This is a genomic window from Tenacibaculum ovolyticum DSM 18103 (genome assembly GCF_000430545.1).
Taxonomy (GTDB): Bacteria; Bacteroidota; Bacteroidia; order Flavobacteriales; family Flavobacteriaceae; genus Polaribacter; species Polaribacter ovolyticus.
In genome coordinates, this window is record NZ_AUMF01000020.1 from 51,894 (window position 1) to 75,453 (window position 23,560).

Here is a 23,560-nt window from a genome sequence, read left to right on the forward strand (position 1 = left end):
CCCTTATTAGGGCTTTTTTATTTTTAGGTTTTTATTTAAGAAATAAACCTAAAGTTATTTTCTACTTTTAGAGTTTTACTTGTCTATTTCTTTTCCATTAATAAAAATAGAGTCAATTAATACCGAACCAAAGTTATAAGGTATTGCGCCATAACTTAAAATTTCTTTTGTAATAATAAAGTTCGCTTTTTTACCTTTGGTAATACTACCAACTTCATCTGCTAAGTTCATTGCATAAGCTCCGTTTATAGTTGCAGCATTAATAGCTTCTTCAGGTGTCATATTCATTTTAATACAAGCAGTAGCAACTACAAAGTTCATATTTCCAGAAGGCGTAGATCCAGGGTTAAAATCAGTAGCTAAAGCTAATGGTAAACCTGCTGAAATAATAGCTCTTGCTGGCGTATATGGTATACTTAAAAAATAAGAACAAGAAGGCAGTGCAACTGGCATTGTTTTAGTACCTTTTAAGGCATCAATATCATCAGAATTCATTATCTCTAAATGATCTACAGATAAAGCATCATGTTTTACACTTACTTGAACTCCGCCAATTGTTGTAAATTGATTTACATGTACTTTGGGTGTTAATCCATGTTTTTTTCCCGCTTCTAAAATTCGATCAGTATCTTCAACTGAAAAATAACCTGTTTCACAAAAAGCATCAATAAAGTCAGCTAATTTTTCTTCAGCTATTTTAGGTAACATTTCATTAATAATTAAATTAATATATCCCTCTTTATTATCTTTATATTCTTTAGGAAAAGCATGTGCTCCTAAAAAAGTAGCTTTGATTGGTAATTTATAGTTATCGCGTAATTTTTTTATAACACGTAACATTTTTAATTCAGCATTAACAGTTAAACCGTAACCCGATTTAATTTCTACAGCACCAGTACCAAGTTTCATAACCTCTTCTAAACGAACAGCTGATTGGTTGTATAAATCATCTTCTGATGTTTCTTGTAGTTTTTTTGCTGAATTTAGAATTCCACCTCCGTTATTCGCAATTTCTTCATAGGTTAATCCGTTAATTCTATCAACAAATTCTTGTTCTCTATTTCCTGCATATACAATGTGTGTATGTGAATCACACCAAGTAGGAAGAATCATTTTACCTTTACAATCAATAATATTATCAGAAGAAACAGATAAATTATTCATAGTACCAAAATCAATAATTATATCATTTTCAATTAATAGAAAAGCATCTTTTATAGTTGGTAAAATATTCATTTCTTTTCCTGAAACTTTTTTTACAGAAGTTTCTCTTACTTGTATTAACTCCTTAATATTTATTAATAAAGTTGTCATGTTGTTTTCTTAAATTTGTAACACAAAACTACGTAAAAACTATAAAAGATGGTTTATTTTTTAGGTTGGATAGCTTTTTTAATACTTATGTTTTTATCTATAATCCATTTTTTATGGGCATTTGGGGTTAAGTGGGGCTATAAAGCTGTTTTGCCAACAGATGAAGAAAATAATTTGAAATTAAAACCTAGTAAAATAATTACTATTATTGTTGCATGTTTATTAGCATTTGCAGCCGTTTTATATGCCGTAAAAGCAAAAGTTGTAACTGTTTATTTTGTGCCCAATTCGATTACTAACACAGGACTGTATGTAGTTTTAGCAGTCTTCTTTATAAGAAGTATTGGTGATTTTAATTATGTTGGTTTTTTTAAGAAAACAAAAAATACAATGTTTGCTAAAAATGATACAAACTACTTCTCTCCTTTATGTCTGTTTTTAAGTATAATAGGTGTGATAATTTTGTATGTGTAATTATTCAATCAATGATATTTTAAATAAATTGCTCATATAAGTTTATATTTGAACTATAATTTTTTTTATTTTAAAACGTTATAATTTCTAATTATAATTAAATACATTTATATCAAACTTTTAAACCCTTAAATTTATGAAGAAACTATTTTTTTTAGCAGCATTATTTTTTTCACTTGTATCGTATTCTCAAATTGAATTCATTGAAACAGCAAAAGTTGAAATTGTTGGACGAGTAGAATTTGTTTACTTGGAGAAAATAGGTGATGAAGCTTATAATTTATTTTATAAAAACATTAATAACCCGATAAATGAATATGTATCTTTTACATTTAAAAATGTAGATAATGATGCTGATAAGTTACATCAAATTATGGTTAGAGGTTTTGATGAAGCTGCAGGGAGTAAATATCAAATAAAAGCAAATGGAGATGTAGTTTATTTAAAATATGAAAGAGAAGATGGTATAATTAAATTGCAAATAGAACAATATGTAAGCCGTGAACCAGATGTTCTTACGGAATCTAGATTATTAACTTTAGACGAGGTTAATAAGTTATTTAGAAAGTAAAAATAATTCTTGCTATTTTGAGATAGCATTTCAAATAAATAAAAAAAGGTAGTGATTTATATGTCACTGCCTTTTTTTGTGAAGTTAATTAGGTTTTAGTTTGATTAAAATAAGATCGTCAATTTTTATATAATTAGCTCTTTTTAGTAGTTATTATATATCAGATGTAATAACGTTTCCTCAAAAATTATTGGTATTTATTAGAATAGTATATCCTTTAATAAATATTAATATTTCTATCTTAAAAAGACACTCCCTCTACATAATATTACTTACTTGTATGTTATTTTAAAGTAATACTATTTTTTTTAAACGTGACATATTTATATATACAAAAACCCGCTTATAAAGCGGGTTTTTGTATATATAAACGAAAAAAATATTAGTTTTTAACTTTACCTTTAAATTGATCAAATTTACTATTAGTTTTCTTTGGCCAACTGTTATTTGAAGTATCAATATCAGCAGTTTCTAAATCAGGATCAACTACAATACTTTTCACCTCTTTATCAGAAGTAAAAACTCTGTATGCTTTTTTATCATTTTTCATCCAAATTTGTGCAGGAAAAACATCACGTTTCTTACTACCGTCAGTATATGTTAATTCAACTATAAGTGGCATTGGCAAACCTCCTGGTTTTTCAAATTCAACTTGATAGATATATTTAGGCAACACTTTTAAAGTAGCTTTTTTGTCAGCTGATAAAGAATTAATATAGCTTTCTACTTTATCTGTATTTGCATCTTCTTTTTTATCTGTTAAGAAAACTAAATCACCTAATGATGCAAAATAAGCTTTTGCACGTGGGTTTGTTTTTATTAATTCTTTTACTCTATCAGTTTGTTTATCTGTAACGTAAAGTGTTTTCACTTCTTTAAGACCAATATCAGAGTAATCAGTAGAGTAGAACCAACCTCTCCAGAACCAATCTAAATCCATTCCAGAAGCGTCTTCCATTGTTCTAAAGAAATCAGCAGGAGTAGGGTGCTTAAACATCCATCTTTTTGCGTAAGTTCTAAAAGCATAATCGAATAATTCAGGTCCCATAATTGTTTGACGTAACATATATAAACCAGCAGCTGGTTTTGTATATGCATTAGGACCGAAGTTTTTTACATAGTCACCTTGCGCCATAATTGGAGTTAATCTTTTTTGATCTAAACTCATATAACGAACAATATCTTTTGGCAAATTACCTGTATTGAATTTTGGATCATAATCTAATTCTGCTAAAATTTCAACAAAAGAGTTTAAACCTTCATCCATCCATGTCCATTGACGTTCGTCAGAATTCACAATCATAGGGAAAAAGTTATGACCTACTTCGTGAGTAATTACTCCGATCATTCCGTTTTTAACTCTGTCAGAATAAGTACCGTCTGCATTAGGACGACCATAGTTAAAACAAATCATAGGATATTCCATCCCTTGATTTTTTGCATGAACAGAAATAGCTTTTGAATAAGGATAATCGAAAGTCATTTTAGAATACTCTTCTAAAGTATTAGCAACAACTTTTGTAGAATGTTCTTCCCACAAAGGGTTTCCTTCTTTAGGATATAATGAAACAGCCATAATGTTTTTGCCATTAATCTTTACAGCCATAGCATCCCATATATATTTTCTAGATGAAGCAAATGCGTAATCACGTACATTATTTGCTTTAAAGTGCCATGTTTTAGTTTTAGTACTTCTTTTCTTTTCGTTAGCCTCAGCTTCTTTTTGAGTAACAATAAAAACAGGGTTTTTATATGAGTTTCTAGCTTTTTCCCAACGCTTACGTTGCTCTTTGGTTAAAACATCTTTCTCATTTTGTAATTCACCAGTAGCATCTACAATATGATCAGCAGGTACAGTTAATCTTACATCATAATCACCAAATTCTAAAGCCCATTCACTACGACCCCAAAATTGCATATTCTGCCAACCTTCAACATTGTTATAAACAGCTAAACGAGGAAAAAATTGAGCGATCGTATAGTTTTTATTTCCATCAGGAAATGATTCAAAACCAGAACGGCCTCCATCTTTAACAGAATTATTAATTAAATAATTCCATTTTATTTTAAATTTAAAAACTTCACCAGAAGCTAATGCCTTAGGTAAATTAATACGCATCATTGTGTGATTAATAGTATATGATAAATCAACACCATCTGCATTTTTTACAGCTTCAATTTTATAACCAAAACCTTTAGGTTTATCCATGTTTTCAGAAATAAACTTTTCAGGAGTCATAAAACCATTAGCTCTTTTAGATTCTGCTAACGGTGTTTTAGAATCTGGAGCACGCATGTTCTGATCTAGTTGAACCCATAAATAATCTAATTGATCTCTAGAGTTATTATGGTAAGTTATAGTTTCATCTCCATACAATTTATTAGAAGCTTCATCTAAACGCAAATCCATTACATAATCAACTTTTTGTTGTGTATATGCATGTCCAGGAGCACCAGAAGCTGTACGTTGATCATTTGGAGTAGCTAATACATCTTTCAATTGACGAAATTTGTTTTGATCTGTATGACCTTTTTGCACTTCTTTTTTAGCTGCATCTTGTGCAAACATTGAAGCAGATACAAAAAGAGCTGAAAAGAGTAATGTAGAATATTTTTTCATTTTCTATTTTGATTAATTTTTGAAATAATCCGAAAGTTACTGAATTTTGATTAGTAGAAAAGTAGTTTTGTTAAAACTTTAACAAAAACAATTAAAATAGAACCTATAAAAAAGAAAAATGAAGTAATATTATATTACTTCATTTAATCTATTAATTTAATAACGTTGTTTTACACGTCGAAAAATATATAGTATTTACGTTGTTTCTAAACTGAAAAAACTGAATACATTACCACCATAACGTTTATCATAACTATGGTTTGGGTGTTTTGTTAAGTCAGTATGTTTAGAATGTTCTATGATTAAAACGCCATCTTCGTTTAAAAGTTCACGTTCAAAAACAAGATCAGCAATTTTTAAAAATTGAGCTTCATCAAAATCATAAGGCGGATCAGCAAAAATAACATCTGATTTTAAAGATGTTTTTTCTAAAAACTTATATACATCACTTTTATAAGTGTTAATATCTAAATCAAGCTCTTTAGCTGTTTCATTTATGAATTTTACACATCCAAAATGAGCATCAACAGCATGTATTGTTGAAGTTCCTCTAGAAGCAAATTCATAACTAATGTTACCTGTTCCGGCAAATAAGTCTAAGACAGCAATACTATCAAAATAATAATCGTTATTTAAAATATTAAAAAGCGATTCTTTTGCCATATCTGTTGTTGGACGTACAGGTAGTTTTTTTGGAGCAGAAAGTCGTCTGCTTTTATATTTTCCAGAAATAATTCTCATTAGGATACTAAAATAAAGTTTGAATGATTTGAAAATTCATCACTATCTGTAAAAAAGTTTAAGATAGGTTTAAAAAAGTAAATATTACGTATATAATTATAAGTAATAGTATAAAGTTCCGAATCTTTGTTGATATTACCAATAAAAGTTAGTTGAAACTCGTTTGGATTCATTTGTAATTGTTCGGCAGTAAATAGAATATAATAAATGAAATCTTCTTTTGTTGTATAAGAAAATGAATTATTAAAAATTAAATTATCTTGTTTACATACAATAATGTCTAATTGATTTGAAGATACATTGATGAAAAATTGCGTTTCAGTATTCCCTTTAGATAAGGTTAAAATTTTGTCTATTAAAATAGATGAATGGTGTTTAAATTCAAACTCGCCAAAATTCTGAAACAAATAATTATTAATGTTTACATAAGGAATATATACTGTACTGGCATTTATTGATTCTAAAGAATCATAGGTAATAAAATCTGTTGTTAATGTTTTAACAGTATATTTTAAATAAGCGTCTAAATTACTTCTATCAAAATATTCGTTAGGAACAAGTGTAGATAAGTTATTCTGATGAACAGCAAATATTGATAAAAAGTCTTGTTGTAAATCATTATCATCACCAAAAATAGATATAATCTTTTGAAGTAATAATTGAGGTGTATCTAGTTCTTTTTCAAAAAAATACTCTGTAAAGACTATTATTTCTTTTGTATCAGAATTAGAAATACAAAAAGAAAATCCATCCAAACTAAATTGGATGGATAGATTTTTATTTTGCGCAATAACGCTGCTTTTTTTACTCTTTTTTAGCAATTGTTTCAGCTTTATCGTAAGAAGGAGGCCAGTTTCCACCAGTCGTTACTTCAATTAACGAACCTACAGAAACAAATGCACCTTTAATTTGGTCAGTTTCTAGAGCTTCTAATTCTTGTTTTACTAAAGAAGTACTCATACCTTTTAAAATAGAAGTTTTATCAGCTTTAGCTTCAAAAACAGGAACTAATAAACCAGCTACTTTTTCTACTTTATCTATAGCTAATTCGAATTGCTTATCAGTACCAGGAACATTAAACATTCCTTTGTAATCTTTACCTTCAAAGTATTTAGATACAGGTTCAAAACCAGTCGTATCAATTTTCTTCTTAGAAATAGTAACGAAAATACCACCACCTCTATCTACTTTTTCTTCAATATTGCTAGTTTCAATTAATGCTAGTTTACCGTTTTCAATAAAGTTTATTAAAGAGTCTTTATTGTCAGTATAAGTTCTATAAACCTCTTTATATTTAACTTCAGCATCACGAATTAATTTTAAATTCTTAATAACCTTAGCATATCGTACTTGTTTGTCTTTAGCGAAATGGATAGGTTCCATAATTCCTCCGTAAATTTTATATACTAGAAATACAGTAGCTCCTAAAAGTAAGATAGACACTAACCATCTCATTTTTAACGGTATAAACTTAACTATTAGTATTGCTAAAAGAATTGCAACTACTACAGCCGCTAAAATCATTAATAATAAATTCATTTTTTTTGTTTTTAATATATGATATACGCAAATCTACAATTTTTTTTCAATCATGAAAATTTTTCTGTATAAATAGGTATATCTTTGTTAATTATTTGAAATATGATAGAATCAGCACCTAAGTTTTATAAAGAAATTCTTCAAAAATTTCCATACCAGCCTACTCAAAAGCAAAATGAGTTATTAGATAAGTTAACAGGTTTTATATTTGGTGATAATAGTGATGCTTTGTTTTTATTAAAAGGATATGCAGGTACAGGTAAAACAACCATAATAAGTACAGTGGTTAATAATTTGTGGAAAGCTGGTAAAAAAGCTGTTTTATTAGCACCTACAGGACGTGCAGCTAAAGTTATTTCAGGATATTCTAAAAAACAAGCATTTACAATACATAAGAAAATTTACTTTCCTAAAAAGGAAGGTAATGGGGGAGTAAGTTTTGTAATGCAGCCTAATAAACATGTAAATACTATATTTATAGTTGATGAGGCTTCAATGATATCTGATGCGCAACAGAATTCAAAACTGTTTGAAAATGGTTCTTTACTAGATGATTTAATTTCATACGTGTATTCAGGTAAAAATTGTAAAATTGTTTTTATTGGTGATACAGCTCAGTTACCACCTGTTAAGTTAACTATTAGTCCTGCGTTAGAGGCTGATAGACTTTCTTTTGGTTTTAATAAAGATGTTACTGAGATTGAATTAGATGAAGTAGTACGTCAACAGCAAGATTCAGGAATTTTAGCAAATGCTACTAATTTACGTTTATTGGTACAAAATGATATCATTGATTTTCAATTTGATGTAAGTTATCCTGATATTGTAAGATTAGAAGATGGTTATGATATTCAAGATGCTATTACAACTGCTTATGACGGTAGTATTGGAGTAGAAGATACAGCTATTATTGTACGATCAAATAAAAGAGCGAACCAGTATAATGAGCAAATAAGAACAACAATTCGTGGGCAAGAGAATGAAATTTCTACAGGCGATTATGTTATGGTTGTTAAGAATAATTATTTTTGGTTAAAAGATTCTTCTTCAGCAGGTTTTATTGCTAATGGTGATATTTGCGAAGTTATGCGTATCAATTCTATTAAAGAATTATATGGATTTAAATTTGCTGAAGTTGAAGTTAGAATGATTGATTATCCTGATATGCATCCTTTTGAAACAGTATTATTGTTAGATACCTTATCTAGTGAGAGCCCTTCTTTAACATATGAAGAATCAAATAAATTATACGAAGCTGTAAGAGAAGATTTTGCTCATGAAAAATCGAAATATAAGCAGTTTATTGGGGTGAAAAAGAATAAATATTTTAATGCACTTCAAGTAAAATTTTCATATGCTATGACTTGTCATAAATCTCAAGGTGGGCAATGGAACACTATTTTTATAGAACAACCTTATTTACCAGATGGTCCAAGTGTAGAGTATTTAAGGTGGTTATACACAGCAATTACCAGAGCTCAAGAAAAATTATATTTAATAGGATTTAAAGATGAGTGCTTTTTAGAGTAAATTATGTTAGCGTTTTGTTAATGTCGTAAAAACACAAGTTAAAAAAGGTACATTTGTTAATCAACCAAAACATTAAAAATGTACAAAAAAACGCTTTTTTGTTTTTCTTTTTTATTGATTTCTATATCAATAACAGCTCAAAAACCTCAAAAATTGACATCGAATCAAATTTATGAGCAGCTTCAAAAATTAAATTTTTTAGGATCAGCATTATATATCGCAGCACATCCCGATGATGAAAATACACGTTTAATTGCTTATTTAGCAAATCATGAAAAAGCGAGAACAGGTTATTTATCGTTAACTCGTGGTGATGGAGGGCAAAATTTAATTGGCTCAGAAATGAGAGAGTTGTTAGGTGTAATTCGTACGCAAGAGTTGTTAGCTGCAAGAAGAGTAGATGGTGGAGAACAACGTTTTTCTAGAGCGAATGATTTTGGTTATTCGAAGCATCCAGATGAAACTTTAAAAATTTGGAATAAAGACAACGTTTTATCTGATGTAGTTTGGGCTATTCGAACATTCAAACCAGATGTAATTATTAACCGTTTTAATCATAGAACGCCGGGTACTACGCATGGACATCATACCTCTTCTGCTATGTTGAGTGTTGAGGCTTTCGACTTAGCTAATGACAAAACAAAATATCCTAGTCAATTAAAAAATACAAGTGTATGGAAACCACAACGTTTGTTCTTTAATACTTCTTGGTGGTTTTACGGAAGTAGAGAGAATTTTGAAAAGGCGGATAAAAGTAAGATGTTAAGTTTTGATATTGGAGCGTATTACCCTTTAAAAGGTTTATCTAATAACGAACTAGCTTCTATGGCGAGTAGTCAGCATTTATGTCAAGGTTTTGGACGGTTAACAACTAGAGGAAGTCAAACAGAATATGTTGAGTTTTTAAAAGGAGATTTTCCTAAGGATAAAAACGATATTTTTTCAGGAATTAATACTACTTGGAATAGGGTAGAAGGAGGTGGAGAAATAGGCGCTATTTTATATGAAGTTGAAAAGAATTTTAATTTTGTTAATCCATCAAAGCATCTTGGTGAATTAATGAAAGCTTATAAATTAGTTCAAAACTTAAAAGATGCCCATTGGAAAAAAATAAAATCAAAAGAACTTAAACAAATTATAAAGTCTTGTGCTGGGTTGTATTTAGAAGCTTCTGCAAATGCATCAAGTACAATTCCAAATAGTACATTTAATGTAAACTTTGAAGTATTAAATAGAAGTAATCTATTAATTGAACTGTCTTCTATTGATATTCTTCCAACAGGAAAAAAGATATCAAAAGAACTGGAGTTAGCACCTAATTCAAAACAAAATTTTAAAGAGAGTATAACTATTAAAAATGTAGATTATTCTTCACCATATTGGTTAAATAAACCTTGGGACTTAGGTATGTATACTGTTAATAATAAAAAACTAATCGGAAACCCAGAAAGCATTAGGCCTGTACATATATCTTATAATCTGGTTATCGAGAACGAGCCAATTACATTTAATATACCTGTTGTTTATAGGTATTCTAAAAGGGATGAAGGCGAGGTTTATGAGCCTTTTGAAGTTTTACCTAAAGTTACGACAAGGTTAAAGAGTAAAGTACTTATTTTTTCTAATGACACTGCTAAAAATGTTTCTTTAGAAGTGCGTTCTGGTGATAAAAATGTAAATGGTATAGTTTCTTTAGAAGTTCCTAAAGGGTGGAGTGTATCACCTAAAATGGCTAAATTTAGTATAGCGCAAAAAGGAGATAAGCAGCTTATTGATTTTAAAATAACACCATCAAATAATCAATCGGAAGGAGTTTTAAAGGCAATAGCTACTATTGATAATAAAAAATACGATAAAGAATTAGTTGAGATTAATTACAAGCATATACCTAAACAGTCTGTTTTATTACCATCACAAGCGAAAGTAGTTCGTTTAAATATTAAGAAAAGAGGTGATAAGATAGCGTATATACAAGGATCTGGAGATGCTATTCCTGAAAATTTACGACAAATAGGTTATAGAGTAGTAGAAATAAAACCAAAAGATATAAATGAAAAAAGCTTACAAAAGTACGACGCTGTAGTTGTGGGTATTCGTGCTTATAATACTTTATCAGAATTACAATTTAAGCAAAAATATCTGTTAGAATTTGTAAAGAACGGTGGTAATATGATTGTTCAGTATAATACTAATAGAAGGGTCGATGTAAAAGCTCCATTTGAGTTAAAACTATCAAGAGATAGAGTAACAGATGAAAATGCAAAAGTTACTTTATTGGCTAAAGATCATTCAATTTTAAATTATCCGAATAAAGTTACTGAAGCAGATTTTAATGGTTGGGTTCAAGAAAGAGGGTTGTATTTTCCTAATAAATGGAGTAAAGAATACACGCCAATTTTATCAATGCATGATAAAGGAGAAACAGCCAAGGAAGGTAGTTTATTAATAGCTAAATATGGTAAAGGAAATTATATATATACAGGTTTAAGCTTCTTTAGAGAGTTACCTGTAGGTGTTTCTGGCGCTTATAAATTATTTGCAAATATGCTATCTGTAGGTAAGGAAGATAAGGTTAAAGAACAACTTTAGTTACTCTTTAAATAAAAGAAAGCCTCGAGAACAATATGTTTTCGAGGCTTTTTTATTAAGAAATTACTTTATTTCTTATGTTATATAGTTTTACTTAAAATAAGAAAAATCTTCTCCATTTTCTATTTTTAATAAACTTTCGTAAATCATTTTAATTACATTTTCAACATCATCTCTGTGTACCATTTCAACCGTTGTATGCATGTAGCGTAATGGTAAAGAAATTAAAGCAGAAGCAACACCTCCGTTACTATATGCAAAAGCATCGGTATCGGTACCTGTAGCTCTTGATAGGGCAGAACGTTGAAAAGGAATTTTGTTAGCTTCAGCAGCATCAATAATTAAATCACGTAATTTTTGTTGTACTGCAGGTGCGTAAGCAATTACAGGACCTTTACCTAACTCTAAAAGACCTTCTTTTTTCTTGTCGATCATTGGTGTAGTAGTATCATGAGTTACATCAGTAACAATAGCTACATTAGGCTTTATAGTTTGTGTAATCATTTCGGCACCACGTAAACCAATTTCTTCTTGTACAGAGTTTGTAATATATAATCCGAAAGGAAGTTCCTTTTTGTTTTCTTTTAATAAACGAGCAACTTCAGCAATCATAAAACCACCCATTCTATTATCTAAAGCACGGCAAACAAATTTATCACCGTTTAAAATATGAAACTCATCTGGGTACGTAATTACACAACCAACGTGAACTCCTAATTTTTCTACTTCTTCTTTTGTTGCACAACCAGTGTCAATAAAAATATTATCAGGTTTTGGAGCTTCTTCTTTAGCTTTGTTACGTGTATGAATTGCTGGCCAACCAAAAACACCTTTTACAATACCGTTTTTAGTATGAATATTTACAATTTTACTTGGTGCAATTTGATGATCTGAACCACCATTACGAATAACATAAATTAATCCGTCATCAGAAATATAATTTACATACCATGAAATTTCATCAGCATGTCCTTCAATAACTACTTTATATTTAGCATCAGGATTAATAACCCCTACAGCCGAACCATAAGTGTCGGTAATAAACTCATCAACATAAGGCTTAAGATAGTCCATCCAAATCTTTTGACCTTCCCACTCGTATCCTGTAGGCGCTGCATTATTTAAGTATTTAGCTAAGAAATCGATTGATTTCTCATTTAAAATTGATTTATTATTAGCCATAATTATATATTATTTCTTTTTTATTCTTCACTTTGATGTTCTGAACCCCAAAAACGTCTTTTCTCTCTATATTCTTGTTCTTCTTTTATTTGCTTTGGTGTTAGTACCTTTAAAAATGATGGATGCTGTTCTATTGCATATTCTATTTTTTCTATAATACTCGATACCTCTTCGTTTTCGTAATCAATTTCTAGGGGTTCTTTTATAACCATTGATTGTAAAACATTACGCTTTTTTATTCTTAATCCTTTTTTATCAAAAGACCTCCTAAATCCATCAATTACAATAGGTACCACAACAGGTTTACATGTTTTTATAATGTGTGCTGTACCACGGCGAATAGGTTTAAATGGGGTGGTAGTTCCTTGCGGAAAAGTAATAACCCATCCGTCATTTAAAGCCATACGAATATTAGAAATATCAGACATTTTTACTTTTCGTTTTATGTCTTTACCTTCACTTCTCCAAGTTCTTTCAACAGAAACAGAACCTACATAAGCGAATATTTTAGGTAATAAACCAGCTCTCATAGTCTCTCCAGCAGCAATGTAATAAATATTTAACTTAGGATTCCATAAATAACCGATGTTTCTGATATTGTCATCACGTCCTTTTAAAGCGGCGTTAAAAACATGAAACATAGAGGCTACATCAGCAAAATATGTTTGATGATTTGAAATAAACAAAACATTTTTGTCAGGAAGGTTACGTAAAATATCCATACCCTCAATTTGTAAATCGTTAAATTTACGGTAGCGTCCGTGTGAAATAACACCCAGTACTTGTATTAGAAAACGTTTTAGTAGTAAAATATGTCCGAATGGATTCCTTTTTAATAAAGGCATTTGTAATTGTTTTTTTTATGTAAAAGCTAAATTACAAAAGAAATAGAAATTATTACTCTTTAAATAAATCTTTAATTTCTGATAGCATCATAGCAGTTGCCCCCCAAACGACATAATTGTTTAGTTTAAAGCACGGTACATTAGTGTTTTTCATATAAGAAGTTTCCATTTCTACAGATGTTAAATTGTTGTCATTTAACAAATCACTAATTAAAACCTCTATAATATTAGCAACTTCATAGTTTGGACTAAAATTAGGTTTTTCTTTAAGCATGCCTATAAATGGTGCAACTAAAAAATTACTAGGAGGAATATAAGAGTCTGAAAGTTGACGAATAATTTTAATTTCTTCAGATATAACACCAACTTCTTCAAAAGTTTCTCTTAAGGCTGTTATTTCAAAAGAACTATCTTTTTTTTCTGTTTTACCTCCTGGAAAGCTAATTTGTGCCGAATGAGTTCCTTTATAACTAGCTCTTTCGGTTAGTAAAAAACAAGTTTGATTGTTTTTGTTAGGATAAAATAATGCTAAAACGGCAGCTCTCCTTGGATTTTTACTATCAATTAATTCTTGAGAAAACTGAGTTCTTAGTTTAGGAGCTAATTTCATTTGTGAGGTTAATCCTCCTAAAGATTTGTTTTGTAATTTCTCTATTTGATTTATAAAATCAGTAAAAATCATACGTTTTTAGTATTTTAGAGCAAAAATATTAATTTAAGAAGTTGAAAATTGAATAATTTGGCTTGAATTTTGATTTGTTATCAATATAAATAATTTTATTATAAATGAATATAAAAAACAAATATAAAAAATTAGCACTTAGTTTATTGTTTGATGCTATGGGATTAGTATCATACGCTATACCAGGCGTAGGAGAGTTCTTTGATGTGATTTGGGCTCCTGCATCAGCTTATTTAATGACAAAAATGTATAAAGGGAATAAAGGTAAAATAGCAGCAGCTATTACTTTTATTGAAGAAGCTATGCCAGGGTTAGATATAGTGCCAACATTTACACTTATGTGGTTATATACACATGTGCTTACATCTTCTAAAGAGCCAAAAACAACAATTGAAGTTTAGATACTATTTAAAATAAAAGGGCAATCATTAATGATTGCCCTTTTATTTTAAATGTAGGTTGTTTAGTTTTTAATAAACTTTTTAGTAAAAGATCTTTGCTTGTCATTTACTTCAAGAATATACACTCCTTTTTTTAGGTTAGATACATTAATATTAGCATGATTTACTTTTCCTTTTAAAACCTCTTGACCAATGATGTTTGTAATTTTAAAATTAGCATTTCTATCATCAACCATTTCAATTTTTATAAAATTAGCGGTAGGGTTAGGGGAAATAGCAGCATTAAATATTGGTGCTTCATCTCCTAAATTTCCATCAATTATAGTTTTGTAATTATTATTCCCTTTAGCACTTACACCTATGTTAACAGAGTAATCTTCAACTTCACCGTAAGAAAATGCTTCACAAGCGGTAGGCGCTGCATTCCACTTCATAGAAACACGCATTCTTGTTGTTCCTGTTAAAACATTGGTCGGAATAGAAAAATTATAAGATAAGTTACCTGCGCTAGATGAAGATCCGCTTACAACTTCTTCGCTGTTTTCAAAAACTCCATTTTTATTAAAATCAATCCATACTTTCCAAAATTCAGTATATGATGAACTTGAAAAACCAGCACTTACAATAATTGTATTGTTTCCGTAACTTAAATTACCTGTTTGAGAAGTAAAATCACCATAACCACTGTTCGCAGTAGTTGTGTTAGAAATTCCACCAATAACAATATTATCAATATATTCAAAATTAGCATTATTACCTTTCGAATTACAGTAAGTAACAGCGGTACTTAGAGTAGTAACGCTAACTATATTACTTGAATTTGAAACATTATTAGCGGCATCTTTTGCTTTTACAGAAAAACTATAGTTTGTTGCAGCTGTTAAATTAGTTACAGTATAGTTTGTGTTTGTAATTGTAGCTATTTTGGTTGTCCCCTTGTAAACATCGTAGGCTGTTACAGCAATATTATCAGTAGCAGCTGTCCAGTTTAAAGTTAATGAGGTTTCTGTAATTGACGTGGCTGCCATGTTAGTAGGAGCAGTTGGAGCTGTGGTATCTACTGATGAGCCACCACCATCAATTGTATGATTTCCTAAGCCATTAAAAGTATCTTTTGAAAAAGTGTTCCATTCAGATGTTGTATAAGTTGTGTTTGGAGATTTAATAGTAGCTTTTCTTTGCAAGGTTTTATCTTTAGCAAATGTTGAAGAGTTATTTGGGTTTCCAATAAGATCAATAATAGAGTTCCCTTTAAATAAACCGATAGCATCATTTCCATTAAAAGAAGAAATGCTACTTTCTGTTAATTGAGCCTTATTTTTAATTGTAGCTGAAGCACTAGTGTTAGCTATTACATATGTCTTCCCGTTTTGTAATGAGCCAGTTAAATTTAATGTGTTAGTCCATCCGCCACCATTAGAAGCTTTCTTTAAAGAGTATCCAGATAAATTAATCGTAGCACCTGTAAAATTAGCTATTTCTAAAGCTTTATTATTAGAAGAACCTTCTACATATTCAGAAATAAACAATTCTGTAGCAGTACCAGAAGAAGGAACATCTTTTGTTATTATTGTAGCGGTATTACTAGCTGTCGAGATGTTATTAGCAGCATCTTTTGCTTTTATAGAAAAGCTATAGTTTGTAGCAGCTGTTAAACCTGTTACTATATAAGAATTTGTAGCTGTTGTAGCTAGTTTAGTAGCTCCTTTATATACTTCATATCCGGTTACAGCAACATTATCAGTAGCATTAATCCAAGATAAATTTACAGAAGTCTGTGTGATACTAGCGGTAGTTAAATTAGTAGGAGCAGTTGGCGCTTGAGTATCTGAAGAACCACCTCCATTACCAAATAAATCCTCTGCTTGAGGACCTCCCCAAATTTGCGTAGCAAAAGCAGGATTATCGATAAAAGGGTTTCTATTACCCTGAATTCCTGCTAAAATTGGATTTCGCTGTGCTTCGAAACTGGATACAGGATCCTCAGCATTCCATTGTAATAATAAATTAATCATATTACTATCAGAAGAATTAGCTGTACCAATAGCAACATTACTTGGTAAACACTGATTATTATAACGTAAGTACATGTATAGCATCATACGAGCAACATCACCTTTCCATTCATCACCAGGATACCATCCGCCAGAACGACTACCTGCATTACCAGAACCAGAAACAAATTTCTTGCTACTTCTTTGTCCGTTAAAAGAAATATCAGCAGGTCTTAAATGGTGAACATCTGATCCTGGTCCAGATGTTCCTAAGTTAGGATTACCTAATGATTTTGGATATACATGTTCTCTATTCCATTGTGATCCAGCAGAACCACCATTAGCGTCTTTACTACGAGTTCTGTCTGTTATATAATTCCCATCAGAATCACTATAACCATAAATTAAAATAACTTTATTATTATCAGTAGGGTCTAAGTCAGATTGTTTTAAAGCATTCCATACTTCAGGAGAATACGATAAATTTACAGCATGCGTACTAATTATTTTAGTAGCTAAAGCATTTTTTAATGCTGTACTAGTTTGGTTTAAGTTTACATCATTATAATAGGATGGTATTTGAGAAAATAAAGAAAATGAAATAAAAAGATAGATGAAGAGTAATGATTTTTTCATGTTAATTGAAGGTCTATTTAGATTTAATGCAAAAAAACAATTATTAGCTATAACAAATGTTACTAAATAGTTAATAATCAGTGTGATTAATACTATCAGAAAAGTAGTGCAGTTTATTCTTTTATTTTCCGTAAATTTGCGGGCTAAAATTAGAGATTGATTATGAAGATATCATACAATTGGTTACGACAATTTTTACAAACAGACTGGGAAGCAGAGAAAACTGGTGAGTTATTAACTGATCTAGGTCTTGAAGTAGAAGGTATAGAAACAGTTGAAAGTATTAAAGGTAGCTTAAAAGGTATAGTAGTAGGAGAGGTTAAAACATGTGTGAAACATCCGAACGCTGATAAGCTAAAAGTTACTACGGTAGATTTAGGTGATGGTAATCCTATCCAAATTGTTTGTGGTGCACCTAATGTAGCAGCGGGTCAAAAAGTACCTGTAGCAACTGTTGGAACAATCTTATATGATGATAAAGGTGAAGCCTTTAAAATTAAGAAAGGAAAAATAAGAGGTGAAGAAAGCCATGGAATGATTTGTGCCGAAGACGAACTAGGTTTAGGTAATGGTCATGACGGAATTATGGTTTTAGACGAAAGCTTAGTTTCAGGAACTCCTTGCTCTGAGGTTTTTAATATAGAAACAGATTATGTTTTCGAAATAGGTTTAACACCTAACCGTGCTGACGGAATGAGTCATTTTGGTGTAGCTCGTGATTTACGTGCAGGATTAATTCAACAAGGAATAAATTTAGAACTAATTTCTCCTTCTGTATCTAATTTTCATGTAGATGAACGTACGCAAAAAGTTGACATTGAGGTTGATGACAAGAATTTAGTACCACGTTATTGTGGAATTACAATTACTGATATAAAAGTAAAAGAATCTCCTGAGTGGATAAAAAATAGATTAAAAGCTATTGGAATAGCTCCTAAAAACAACATTGTAGATATTACAAATTATGTTTTACATGAGTTAGGGCAACCATTACATGCTTTTGATGCAAATAAGATTGCAGGTGGTAAAGTAATTGTAAAAACTTTAGAGGAAGGAACAAAGTTTACAACTTTAGATGAAGTAGAAAGAGAATTATCTGCTGATGATATTATGATTTGTGATGCTGATAATAACCCATTATGTATTGGTGGTGTTTTTGGAGGATTAGATTCGGGAGTTAAAGAACATACAACTACTATTTTCTTAGAGAGTGCTTATTTTAATCCAGTTTCAGTTCGTAAAACTGCAAAGCGACATGCGTTAAATACTGATGCTTCTTTTCGTTTTGAAAGAGGAATTGATATTAATCTAACAAAATACGCTTTAAAACGTGCAGCTCTGTTAATTGAGGAATATGCTGGAGGAAAGATGTCTTCAGATATTCTAGATTTTTACCCAAAGAAAATTGAAGACTTTCAAGTATTCTTATCTTATGAAGGTGCATATAGATTAATTGGTCAAGAAATTCCAAAAGAAACGATAAAAAATATTTTAGCTTCTTTAGAAATAAAAATAAACAGTGAAACAGAAGGAGGATTAGGGTTAACAATACCTTCTTATAGAGTTGATGTACAACGTGAAGCTGATATTATTGAAGAGATTTTAAGAGTTTACGGTTATAATAATATTGAATTTTCACATAAATTGAATACTTCAATTTCTTTTGATAGTAATAAAGATGTTAAGGTAGAAAACATTGTTGCAGACCAATTAACAGCTTTAGGCTTTAATGAAACAATGGCGAACTCTTTAACAAAAGCTGATTATGTAGCTTTATCAGAAGATTTAAAAGAGGAACATAATGTTGAGATGTTAAACCCTTTAAGTAATGATTTAAAGGTAATGCGTCAATCATTACTATTTAGTGGTTTAGAATCTGTTGCATATAACATTAATAGAAAAAATAATGCTTTAAAGTTTTATGAATTTGGTAAAACATATCATAAATATGAAAGCGGATATCAAGAGGATAAACACTTAACACTGTTTATTACAGGTAACAGAACAAAAGATAGCTGGAAAGCAGAAACTAAAACTTCAGATTTCTTTTACTTAAAAGGAATTGTAACAAGCTTATTAAACCGTTTAGGATTAGGTAACTTAAAAACATCTCCAATTAAATCAGATATGTTTTCTGAAGGAATTGTATTTAGCTTAGGTAAAACAAAGTTGGTTGAGTTTGGTGTGGTTAAAAAGAACATATTAAAAGGGTTTTCTATTAAGCAAGAAGTTTTATTTGCCGATTTTAACTGGCAAAATATTTTAACATTAACAGGTAAGAAAAAAATTAAAGTAGCTGATTTAGCTAAGTTTCCTGCTGTGAAACGTGATTTAGCGTTGTTAATTGATAATAAAGTTGAATTTAAAGAAATTTATAATTTAGCATTTCAGTCAGAGAAAAAATTATTGAAAGAGGTAGATTTGTTTGATGTATATGAAGGAGATAAATTACCTGATGGTAAGAAGTCTTATGCAGTAAGTTTTGTTTTACAAGATGAAAATAAAACGTTGGCAGATAAGCAGATCGATAAAATAATGCAAAAATTACAGCAAACATTCGAAAAGAATTTAGAAGCTGTTTTAAGATAATTTATAAGCTCCAATTTATTGGAGCTTTTTTGTAATTGAATATTATGGTTTTACTTACAATGTTTCAAGAAAGTCAATCAAACACTAATTTATGGACTTCAATATTTGGAGGTGCTATTGGTGCAGGAATAATTTCTTTAATTGCTATTGTTTTAAATAGATATTATGATAAAATTAAATATAATAAAGAAGTAAAAACTTTTTTATGGAAAGAGAAAATTGAAGCAGCAAAAAAAGCTTCAGAATTCTATTTAGAATTTTTAAATTATATTAATTTATTAATTACCCATTTTGAATTATTGTCAGACGATGAAATCGGTTCAAGCGAATTAGCTAATAGAATAAGTTTATATGAAAATAAATTTATAATTAATACTAACTATGCGCATCACCACATAAATATATTTGAAGACTTATTGAATGATGATACAAAAATATTTACTTTAAGAATAAACAAGGCTTTTCATAAAATAAAATTATCAAAGAAAGAGGAGAGAAAATTAAATCAAAAAGAAATAATAATTTTAATTGATGAGTTAAAACTATGTTATTCTCAACTAGAGATTATTCAAAAAGAACAATTGTCTAAAGTTAGAAATAGCATTAAAAATTATTTAAATTAAAGAATATATGTACAAATTAATAATACGACCAATTTTCTTCCTTTTCGATCCTGAAAAAATACACTATTTTACTTTTTCTTTAGTAAAATTTTTATCGAAAATTCCTTTTGTATCAGCAATTTTCAGAAGTATTTATCAAGTAAATGATAAACGTTTAGAGCGTAATTTATTTGGATTAACATTTAAAAATCCTGTAGGTTTAGCTGCTGGTTTTGATAAAAATGCAGTATTATATAATGAGTTAGCAAACTTTGGTTTCGGTTTTGTTGAGATAGGTACTGTTACACCTAAAGCACAGGTAGGAAACCCTAAAAAACGTTTATTTCGTTTAAAAGATGATCAAGGAATTATTAACCGTATGGGGTTTAATAATGAAGGATTAGAGACAGCAATAACGCAATTAAAAAAGAATAAAGGAAAAATTATTATTGGTGGTAATATTGGTAAAAACACAAACATAGCACCAGAAAATTATACTGCTGATTATTTAGAATGTTTTAAAGGTTTACACCCGTATGTAGATTATTTTGTTTTAAATGTAAGTTGTCCAAATGTTGGAAGTCACGCAAAATTAGACGATGTAGATTATTTAAAAGAATTAATTACAGCAGTTAAAGAAGCGAATGATAAAGAAGTAAATAAAAAACCAATACTTTTAAAAATTGCTCCAGATTTAAATAACCAACAATTAGATGAAATCATTGAGCTGGTTATTGAAACTAAAATTGCCGGAGTTATAGCTTCAAATACATCAGTACATAGAGATAATTTAAAAGCTTCAGAAGAACGATTAAAAGAAATTGGTAATGGTGGTGTAAGTGGACAGCCAGTGAAAGAAAAAAGTACAAAAACGATTAAGTATTTGGCTGATAACTCTAACAAAGCATTTCCTATAATTGGGGTAGGAGGTATTCATTCTGAAAAAGATGCTTTAGATAAAATTGAGGCTGGTGCAGATTTAGTACAAATTTATACAGGTTTTATTTATGAAGGGCCAAGTTTGGTAAAGAGAATAAATAAAGCGATTTTAAAGAATATTAAATAGATATATTTAACAAACTAACTGATTTAATTTATATTAAATAATTATTTCAGTTAGTTTTCAAATAACGTTTAAAATGCTAGAAACTCTCATTTCTTTTGTATTAGCAACTGCTACTTTGGCTTTTTCACCAGGTCCAGATAATATTTTTGTACTTACACAAAGTATTGTAAATGGTAAGAAATATGGTTTAGCAACAGTTACTGGTTTAATGAGTGGTTGTATAATTCATACGACTTTAGTCGCTTTTGGCGTTTCTGAAATTATAAATCAGAACCCAAAGTTGTTTTTTATTATTAAGTTATTTGGAGCTGCGTATTTATTGTATTTAGCATACCAAGTATATAAGAGTGATGCAAAAATTGCATTTTCAACTGAAAATGTAGCTAAAAAATCTACACTCGAGTTGTTTAAAAAAGGATTTTTGATGAATGTATTAAATCCGAAAGTAACAATTTTCTTTTTAGCATTCTTTCCGCAGTTTTTATTTTCAGAAACAATCTCAACCGTAGTTCAGTTTTATGTTTTAGGAGGTTTGTTTATTATAACGTCTTTTATTATCTTTTCTTCTATTGCTATTTTAGCAGGAAGTATATCAGCTTCTATAAAAAAGAATGCCAAGATAGGTGTATTTCTAAAATGGGCTCAAATTGTAGTTTTTATAGTAATAGCAATACTTATTTTGCTATAAACTGTTTTTGATAGCATTTAGCCCTTTTTTTACACTGTTTAATTGTTTTTAAGATAAGTCAGGCACTTTACGATCGATTTTAAAGAACTTCATAGCTATTATTATTAATAAGCTGTAAAAGACTACCTATCTTTGCAGTCAATAAAAATTTCATAGATATTTAAATATTATGGCAATTACAGTGAAAACACAAGAGGATATTTTAGCAAAATTAAATATCTATGAATTAAATGAAATGCAAAAAAAAGCCATTTCAGTAATAGAAACAACTGGAAATACAGTAATACTTTCACCTACAGGAACTGGTAAAACACTAGGTTTTTTATTGCCAGCATTAAAGTTGATTGAACCTGATAATAAAGAAATTCAAACTTTAATTTTAGTACCATCAAGAGAATTAGCGATTCAAATAGAACAAGTAATTCGCGAAATGGGTACAGGTTTAAAAGTGAATGCTGTATATGGTGGACGTTCAATGACGAAAGATAAAACTGAATTAAAACATATACCAAGTATTTTAATTGGTACACCTGGTAGAATTTTAGATCACTTTGCAAATGATCGTTTTTCTAAAGACAGTATTAAAACTTTAATTTTAGATGAGTTTGATAAATCGTTAGAGGTAGGTTTTGAGTATGAAATGAGAGGTATTATTAATCAATTACCAAACATTAGCAAGCGTATTTTAACATCAGCAACACAAGAGACCGAAATTCCTGAATTTGTACGTTTAAATAAACCAACAGTATTAAACTATTTAACAGGAAAAAAATCTAGACAATTAACCTTAAAAACGGTTGTTTCTCCTATAAAAAATAAGAATCAAACCTTAATTGATTTATTAAAACACATAGGAAATGAACAAGGAATTATATTCTGTAATTTAAAAGATAGTATAAACCATGTAAGTGAGTTTTTATCTAAAAATAAAATAGCTCTTAGTTGTTTTTCTGGAGGAATGGAGCAAAGAGACCGTGAACGTTCACTAATAAAATTCAGAAACGGTACAAGTCAGGTATTAATTGCAACAGATTTAGCAGCAAGAGGTATTGATATTCCTGAAATGAAATATATTATTCATTACGAATTACCAGAAAGAATAGAAGAGTTTACGCATAGAAACGGTAGAACAGCAAGGGTAAATGCAAAAGGAACTGCTTATATTTTAAAATGGCAGAAAGAAAGTTTACCAGAGTTTCTTCAAAATATACCTAATGCGGATATTTCTCATAAAGAAAAATTAAAATCTCAATATTGGGAAACTTTATTTATTTCGGGAGGAAGAAAAGATAAAATATCAAAAGGAGATATTGCAGGATTGTTCTTTAAAAAAGGGAATTTAACAAAAGATCAATTAGGGGTTATTGAGTTAAAACAAGATTGTGCTTTTATATCTGTACCTGTTACGGAGGCTAAAAAGTTAATAGAGAATTTAAATAATACACGTTTAAAGAATAAAAAAGTGCGTATTACTTTAGCATAACTATTTTTATTTAA

At 29.5% G+C, this 23,560-nt stretch carries 19 protein-coding genes; 10 read left to right on the forward strand and 9 right to left on the reverse strand.

Features of this window, described 5'->3' with window-relative positions:
* Positions 1–75: 75 nt before the first annotated feature.
* Positions 76–1,314, reverse strand: coding sequence for an imidazolonepropionase (hutI, locus tag H518_RS0107945; protein WP_028888561.1), 1,239 nt, complete (start codon positions 1,312–1,314; stop codon positions 76–78).
* A 48-nt stretch (positions 1,315–1,362) separates the two neighbouring features.
* On the opposite strand from hutI, the gene H518_RS0107950 reads away from it, so the two are divergent.
* Complete coding sequence (locus H518_RS0107950) at positions 1,363–1,788, forward strand: DUF3995 domain-containing protein (protein WP_028888562.1); 426 nt, start codon at positions 1,363–1,365, stop codon at positions 1,786–1,788.
* Positions 1,789–1,924: 136 nt separating this feature from the next.
* Positions 1,925–2,359 carry a hypothetical protein gene (locus H518_RS0107955; protein ID WP_028888563.1) on the forward strand — a complete coding sequence of 145 codons (435 nt, stop codon included), beginning with the start codon at positions 1,925–1,927 and terminating at the stop codon, positions 2,357–2,359.
* Positions 2,360–2,741: 382 nt separating this feature from the next.
* Here H518_RS0107955 and H518_RS0107960 read toward each other — a convergent pair whose 3' ends face one another.
* From H518_RS0107960 to H518_RS0107975, 4 genes are all read right to left on the reverse strand, one after another.
* Complete coding sequence (locus H518_RS0107960) at positions 2,742–4,979, reverse strand: M1 family metallopeptidase (RefSeq protein WP_028888564.1); 2,238 nt, start codon at positions 4,977–4,979, stop codon at positions 2,742–2,744.
* A gap of 195 nt (positions 4,980–5,174) precedes the next feature.
* Positions 5,175–5,720: an RsmD family RNA methyltransferase gene (locus H518_RS0107965; RefSeq protein WP_028888565.1), complete on the reverse strand. Its 546-nt coding sequence runs from the start codon at positions 5,718–5,720 to the stop codon at positions 5,175–5,177.
* Positions 5,720–6,580, reverse strand: coding sequence for a DUF3822 family protein (locus H518_RS0107970; protein WP_262509211.1), 861 nt, complete (start codon positions 6,578–6,580; stop codon positions 5,720–5,722). Before H518_RS0107970 ends, H518_RS0107965 begins: the two co-directional genes overlap by 1 nt.
* A complete protein-coding gene (locus H518_RS0107975) occupies positions 6,525–7,259 on the reverse strand; it encodes a hypothetical protein (RefSeq protein WP_028888567.1) in 735 nt (244 codons plus the stop codon). The genes H518_RS0107970 and H518_RS0107975 overlap by 56 nt, the downstream gene beginning before the upstream one ends.
* Positions 7,260–7,361: 102 nt before the next feature.
* Here H518_RS0107975 and H518_RS0107980 point away from each other — a divergent pair, with 102 nt between their 5' ends.
* Entirely contained in the window at positions 7,362–8,789 is a 1,428-nt protein-coding gene (locus tag H518_RS0107980; protein WP_028888568.1) for an ATP-dependent DNA helicase, read from the forward strand.
* Between the two features lie 78 nt (positions 8,790–8,867).
* Positions 8,868–11,378 (forward strand): PIG-L family deacetylase, encoded by a 2,511-nt coding sequence (locus tag H518_RS0107985; RefSeq protein ID WP_028888569.1) that lies wholly within the window; start codon positions 8,868–8,870, stop codon positions 11,376–11,378.
* Positions 11,379–11,468: 90 nt separating this feature from the next.
* On the opposite strand, the gene H518_RS0107990 is transcribed toward H518_RS0107985, so the two are convergent.
* The 3 genes from H518_RS0107990 to H518_RS0108000 are packed head-to-tail and all read right to left on the reverse strand — an operon-like array spanning position 11,469 to position 14,087.
* Positions 11,469–12,560 (reverse strand): M42 family metallopeptidase, encoded by a 1,092-nt coding sequence (locus H518_RS0107990; RefSeq protein WP_028888570.1) that lies wholly within the window; start codon positions 12,558–12,560, stop codon positions 11,469–11,471.
* Between the two features lie 20 nt (positions 12,561–12,580).
* Positions 12,581–13,405 (reverse strand): lysophospholipid acyltransferase family protein, encoded by an 825-nt coding sequence (locus H518_RS0107995; protein ID WP_028888571.1) that lies wholly within the window; start codon positions 13,403–13,405, stop codon positions 12,581–12,583.
* 52 nt (positions 13,406–13,457) lie between these two features.
* Positions 13,458–14,087: an NUDIX hydrolase gene (locus tag H518_RS0108000; protein ID WP_028888572.1), complete on the reverse strand. Its 630-nt coding sequence runs from the start codon at positions 14,085–14,087 to the stop codon at positions 13,458–13,460.
* 104 nt (positions 14,088–14,191) lie between these two features.
* Between H518_RS0108000 and H518_RS0108005 the strand changes: the two genes are divergently transcribed.
* Positions 14,192–14,488, forward strand: coding sequence for a hypothetical protein (locus tag H518_RS0108005; protein WP_028888573.1), 297 nt, complete (start codon positions 14,192–14,194; stop codon positions 14,486–14,488).
* Positions 14,489–14,550: 62 nt separating this feature from the next.
* On the opposite strand, the gene H518_RS20465 is transcribed toward H518_RS0108005, so the two are convergent.
* On the reverse strand, positions 14,551–17,118 hold the full coding sequence (locus H518_RS20465) for an endonuclease (protein ID WP_051263711.1): 2,568 nt from the start codon (positions 17,116–17,118) through the stop codon (positions 14,551–14,553).
* A gap of 162 nt (positions 17,119–17,280) precedes the next feature.
* Between H518_RS20465 and pheT the strand changes: the two genes are divergently transcribed.
* The 5 genes from pheT (at position 17,281) to H518_RS0108040 (ending at position 23,546) form a co-directional block, all read left to right on the forward strand.
* Entirely contained in the window at positions 17,281–19,707 is a 2,427-nt protein-coding gene (pheT, locus tag H518_RS0108020) for a phenylalanine--tRNA ligase subunit beta (protein ID WP_028888574.1), read from the forward strand.
* A gap of 44 nt (positions 19,708–19,751) precedes the next feature.
* Positions 19,752–20,330: a hypothetical protein gene (locus H518_RS0108025; protein WP_028888575.1), complete on the forward strand. Its 579-nt coding sequence runs from the start codon at positions 19,752–19,754 to the stop codon at positions 20,328–20,330.
* Between the two features lie 7 nt (positions 20,331–20,337).
* On the forward strand, positions 20,338–21,375 hold the full coding sequence (locus H518_RS0108030; RefSeq protein ID WP_028888576.1) for a quinone-dependent dihydroorotate dehydrogenase: 1,038 nt from the start codon (positions 20,338–20,340) through the stop codon (positions 21,373–21,375).
* Positions 21,376–21,448: 73 nt separating this feature from the next.
* Positions 21,449–22,063: a LysE family translocator gene (locus H518_RS0108035; protein WP_028888577.1), complete on the forward strand. Its 615-nt coding sequence runs from the start codon at positions 21,449–21,451 to the stop codon at positions 22,061–22,063.
* Positions 22,064–22,232: 169 nt separating this feature from the next.
* Positions 22,233–23,546, forward strand: coding sequence for a DEAD/DEAH box helicase (locus tag H518_RS0108040; protein ID WP_028888578.1), 1,314 nt, complete (start codon positions 22,233–22,235; stop codon positions 23,544–23,546).
* The last annotated feature ends 14 nt before the right edge of the window (positions 23,547–23,560 follow it).

Bases quoted from the DNA above. Each gene is read 5' to 3' on its own strand.
- H518_RS0107965 (WP_028888565.1), bottom strand. From the start codon at position 5,720: ATGAGAATTATTTCTGGAAAATATAAAAGCAGACGACTTTCTGCTCCA.
- H518_RS0108035 (WP_028888577.1), top strand. From the start codon at position 21,449: ATGCTAGAAACTCTCATTTCTTTTGTATTAGCAACTGCTACTTTGGCT.
- H518_RS0108000 (WP_028888572.1), bottom strand. From the start codon at position 14,087: ATGATTTTTACTGATTTTATAAATCAAATAGAGAAATTACAAAACAAA.
- H518_RS0107975 (WP_028888567.1), bottom strand. From the start codon at position 7,259: ATGAATTTATTATTAATGATTTTAGCGGCTGTAGTAGTTGCAATTCTT.
- H518_RS0107960 (WP_028888564.1), bottom strand. From the start codon at position 4,979: ATGAAAAAATATTCTACATTACTCTTTTCAGCTCTTTTTGTATCTGCT.
- H518_RS0107980 (WP_028888568.1), top strand. From the start codon at position 7,362: ATGATAGAATCAGCACCTAAGTTTTATAAAGAAATTCTTCAAAAATTT.
- H518_RS0107950 (WP_028888562.1), top strand. From the start codon at position 1,363: ATGGTTTATTTTTTAGGTTGGATAGCTTTTTTAATACTTATGTTTTTA.
- H518_RS20465 (WP_051263711.1), bottom strand. From the start codon at position 17,118: ATGAAAAAATCATTACTCTTCATCTATCTTTTTATTTCATTTTCTTTA.
- H518_RS0107990 (WP_028888570.1), bottom strand. From the start codon at position 12,560: ATGGCTAATAATAAATCAATTTTAAATGAGAAATCAATCGATTTCTTA.
- H518_RS0107985 (WP_028888569.1), top strand. From the start codon at position 8,868: ATGTACAAAAAAACGCTTTTTTGTTTTTCTTTTTTATTGATTTCTATA.
- H518_RS0108040 (WP_028888578.1), top strand. From the start codon at position 22,233: ATGGCAATTACAGTGAAAACACAAGAGGATATTTTAGCAAAATTAAAT.
- pheT (WP_028888574.1), top strand. From the start codon at position 17,281: ATGAAGATATCATACAATTGGTTACGACAATTTTTACAAACAGACTGG.
- hutI (WP_028888561.1), bottom strand. From the start codon at position 1,314: ATGACAACTTTATTAATAAATATTAAGGAGTTAATACAAGTAAGAGAA.
- H518_RS0108030 (WP_028888576.1), top strand. From the start codon at position 20,338: ATGTACAAATTAATAATACGACCAATTTTCTTCCTTTTCGATCCTGAA.
- H518_RS0107955 (WP_028888563.1), top strand. From the start codon at position 1,925: ATGAAGAAACTATTTTTTTTAGCAGCATTATTTTTTTCACTTGTATCG.
- H518_RS0108025 (WP_028888575.1), top strand. From the start codon at position 19,752: ATGGTTTTACTTACAATGTTTCAAGAAAGTCAATCAAACACTAATTTA.
- H518_RS0108005 (WP_028888573.1), top strand. From the start codon at position 14,192: ATGAATATAAAAAACAAATATAAAAAATTAGCACTTAGTTTATTGTTT.
- H518_RS0107995 (WP_028888571.1), bottom strand. From the start codon at position 13,405: ATGCCTTTATTAAAAAGGAATCCATTCGGACATATTTTACTACTAAAA.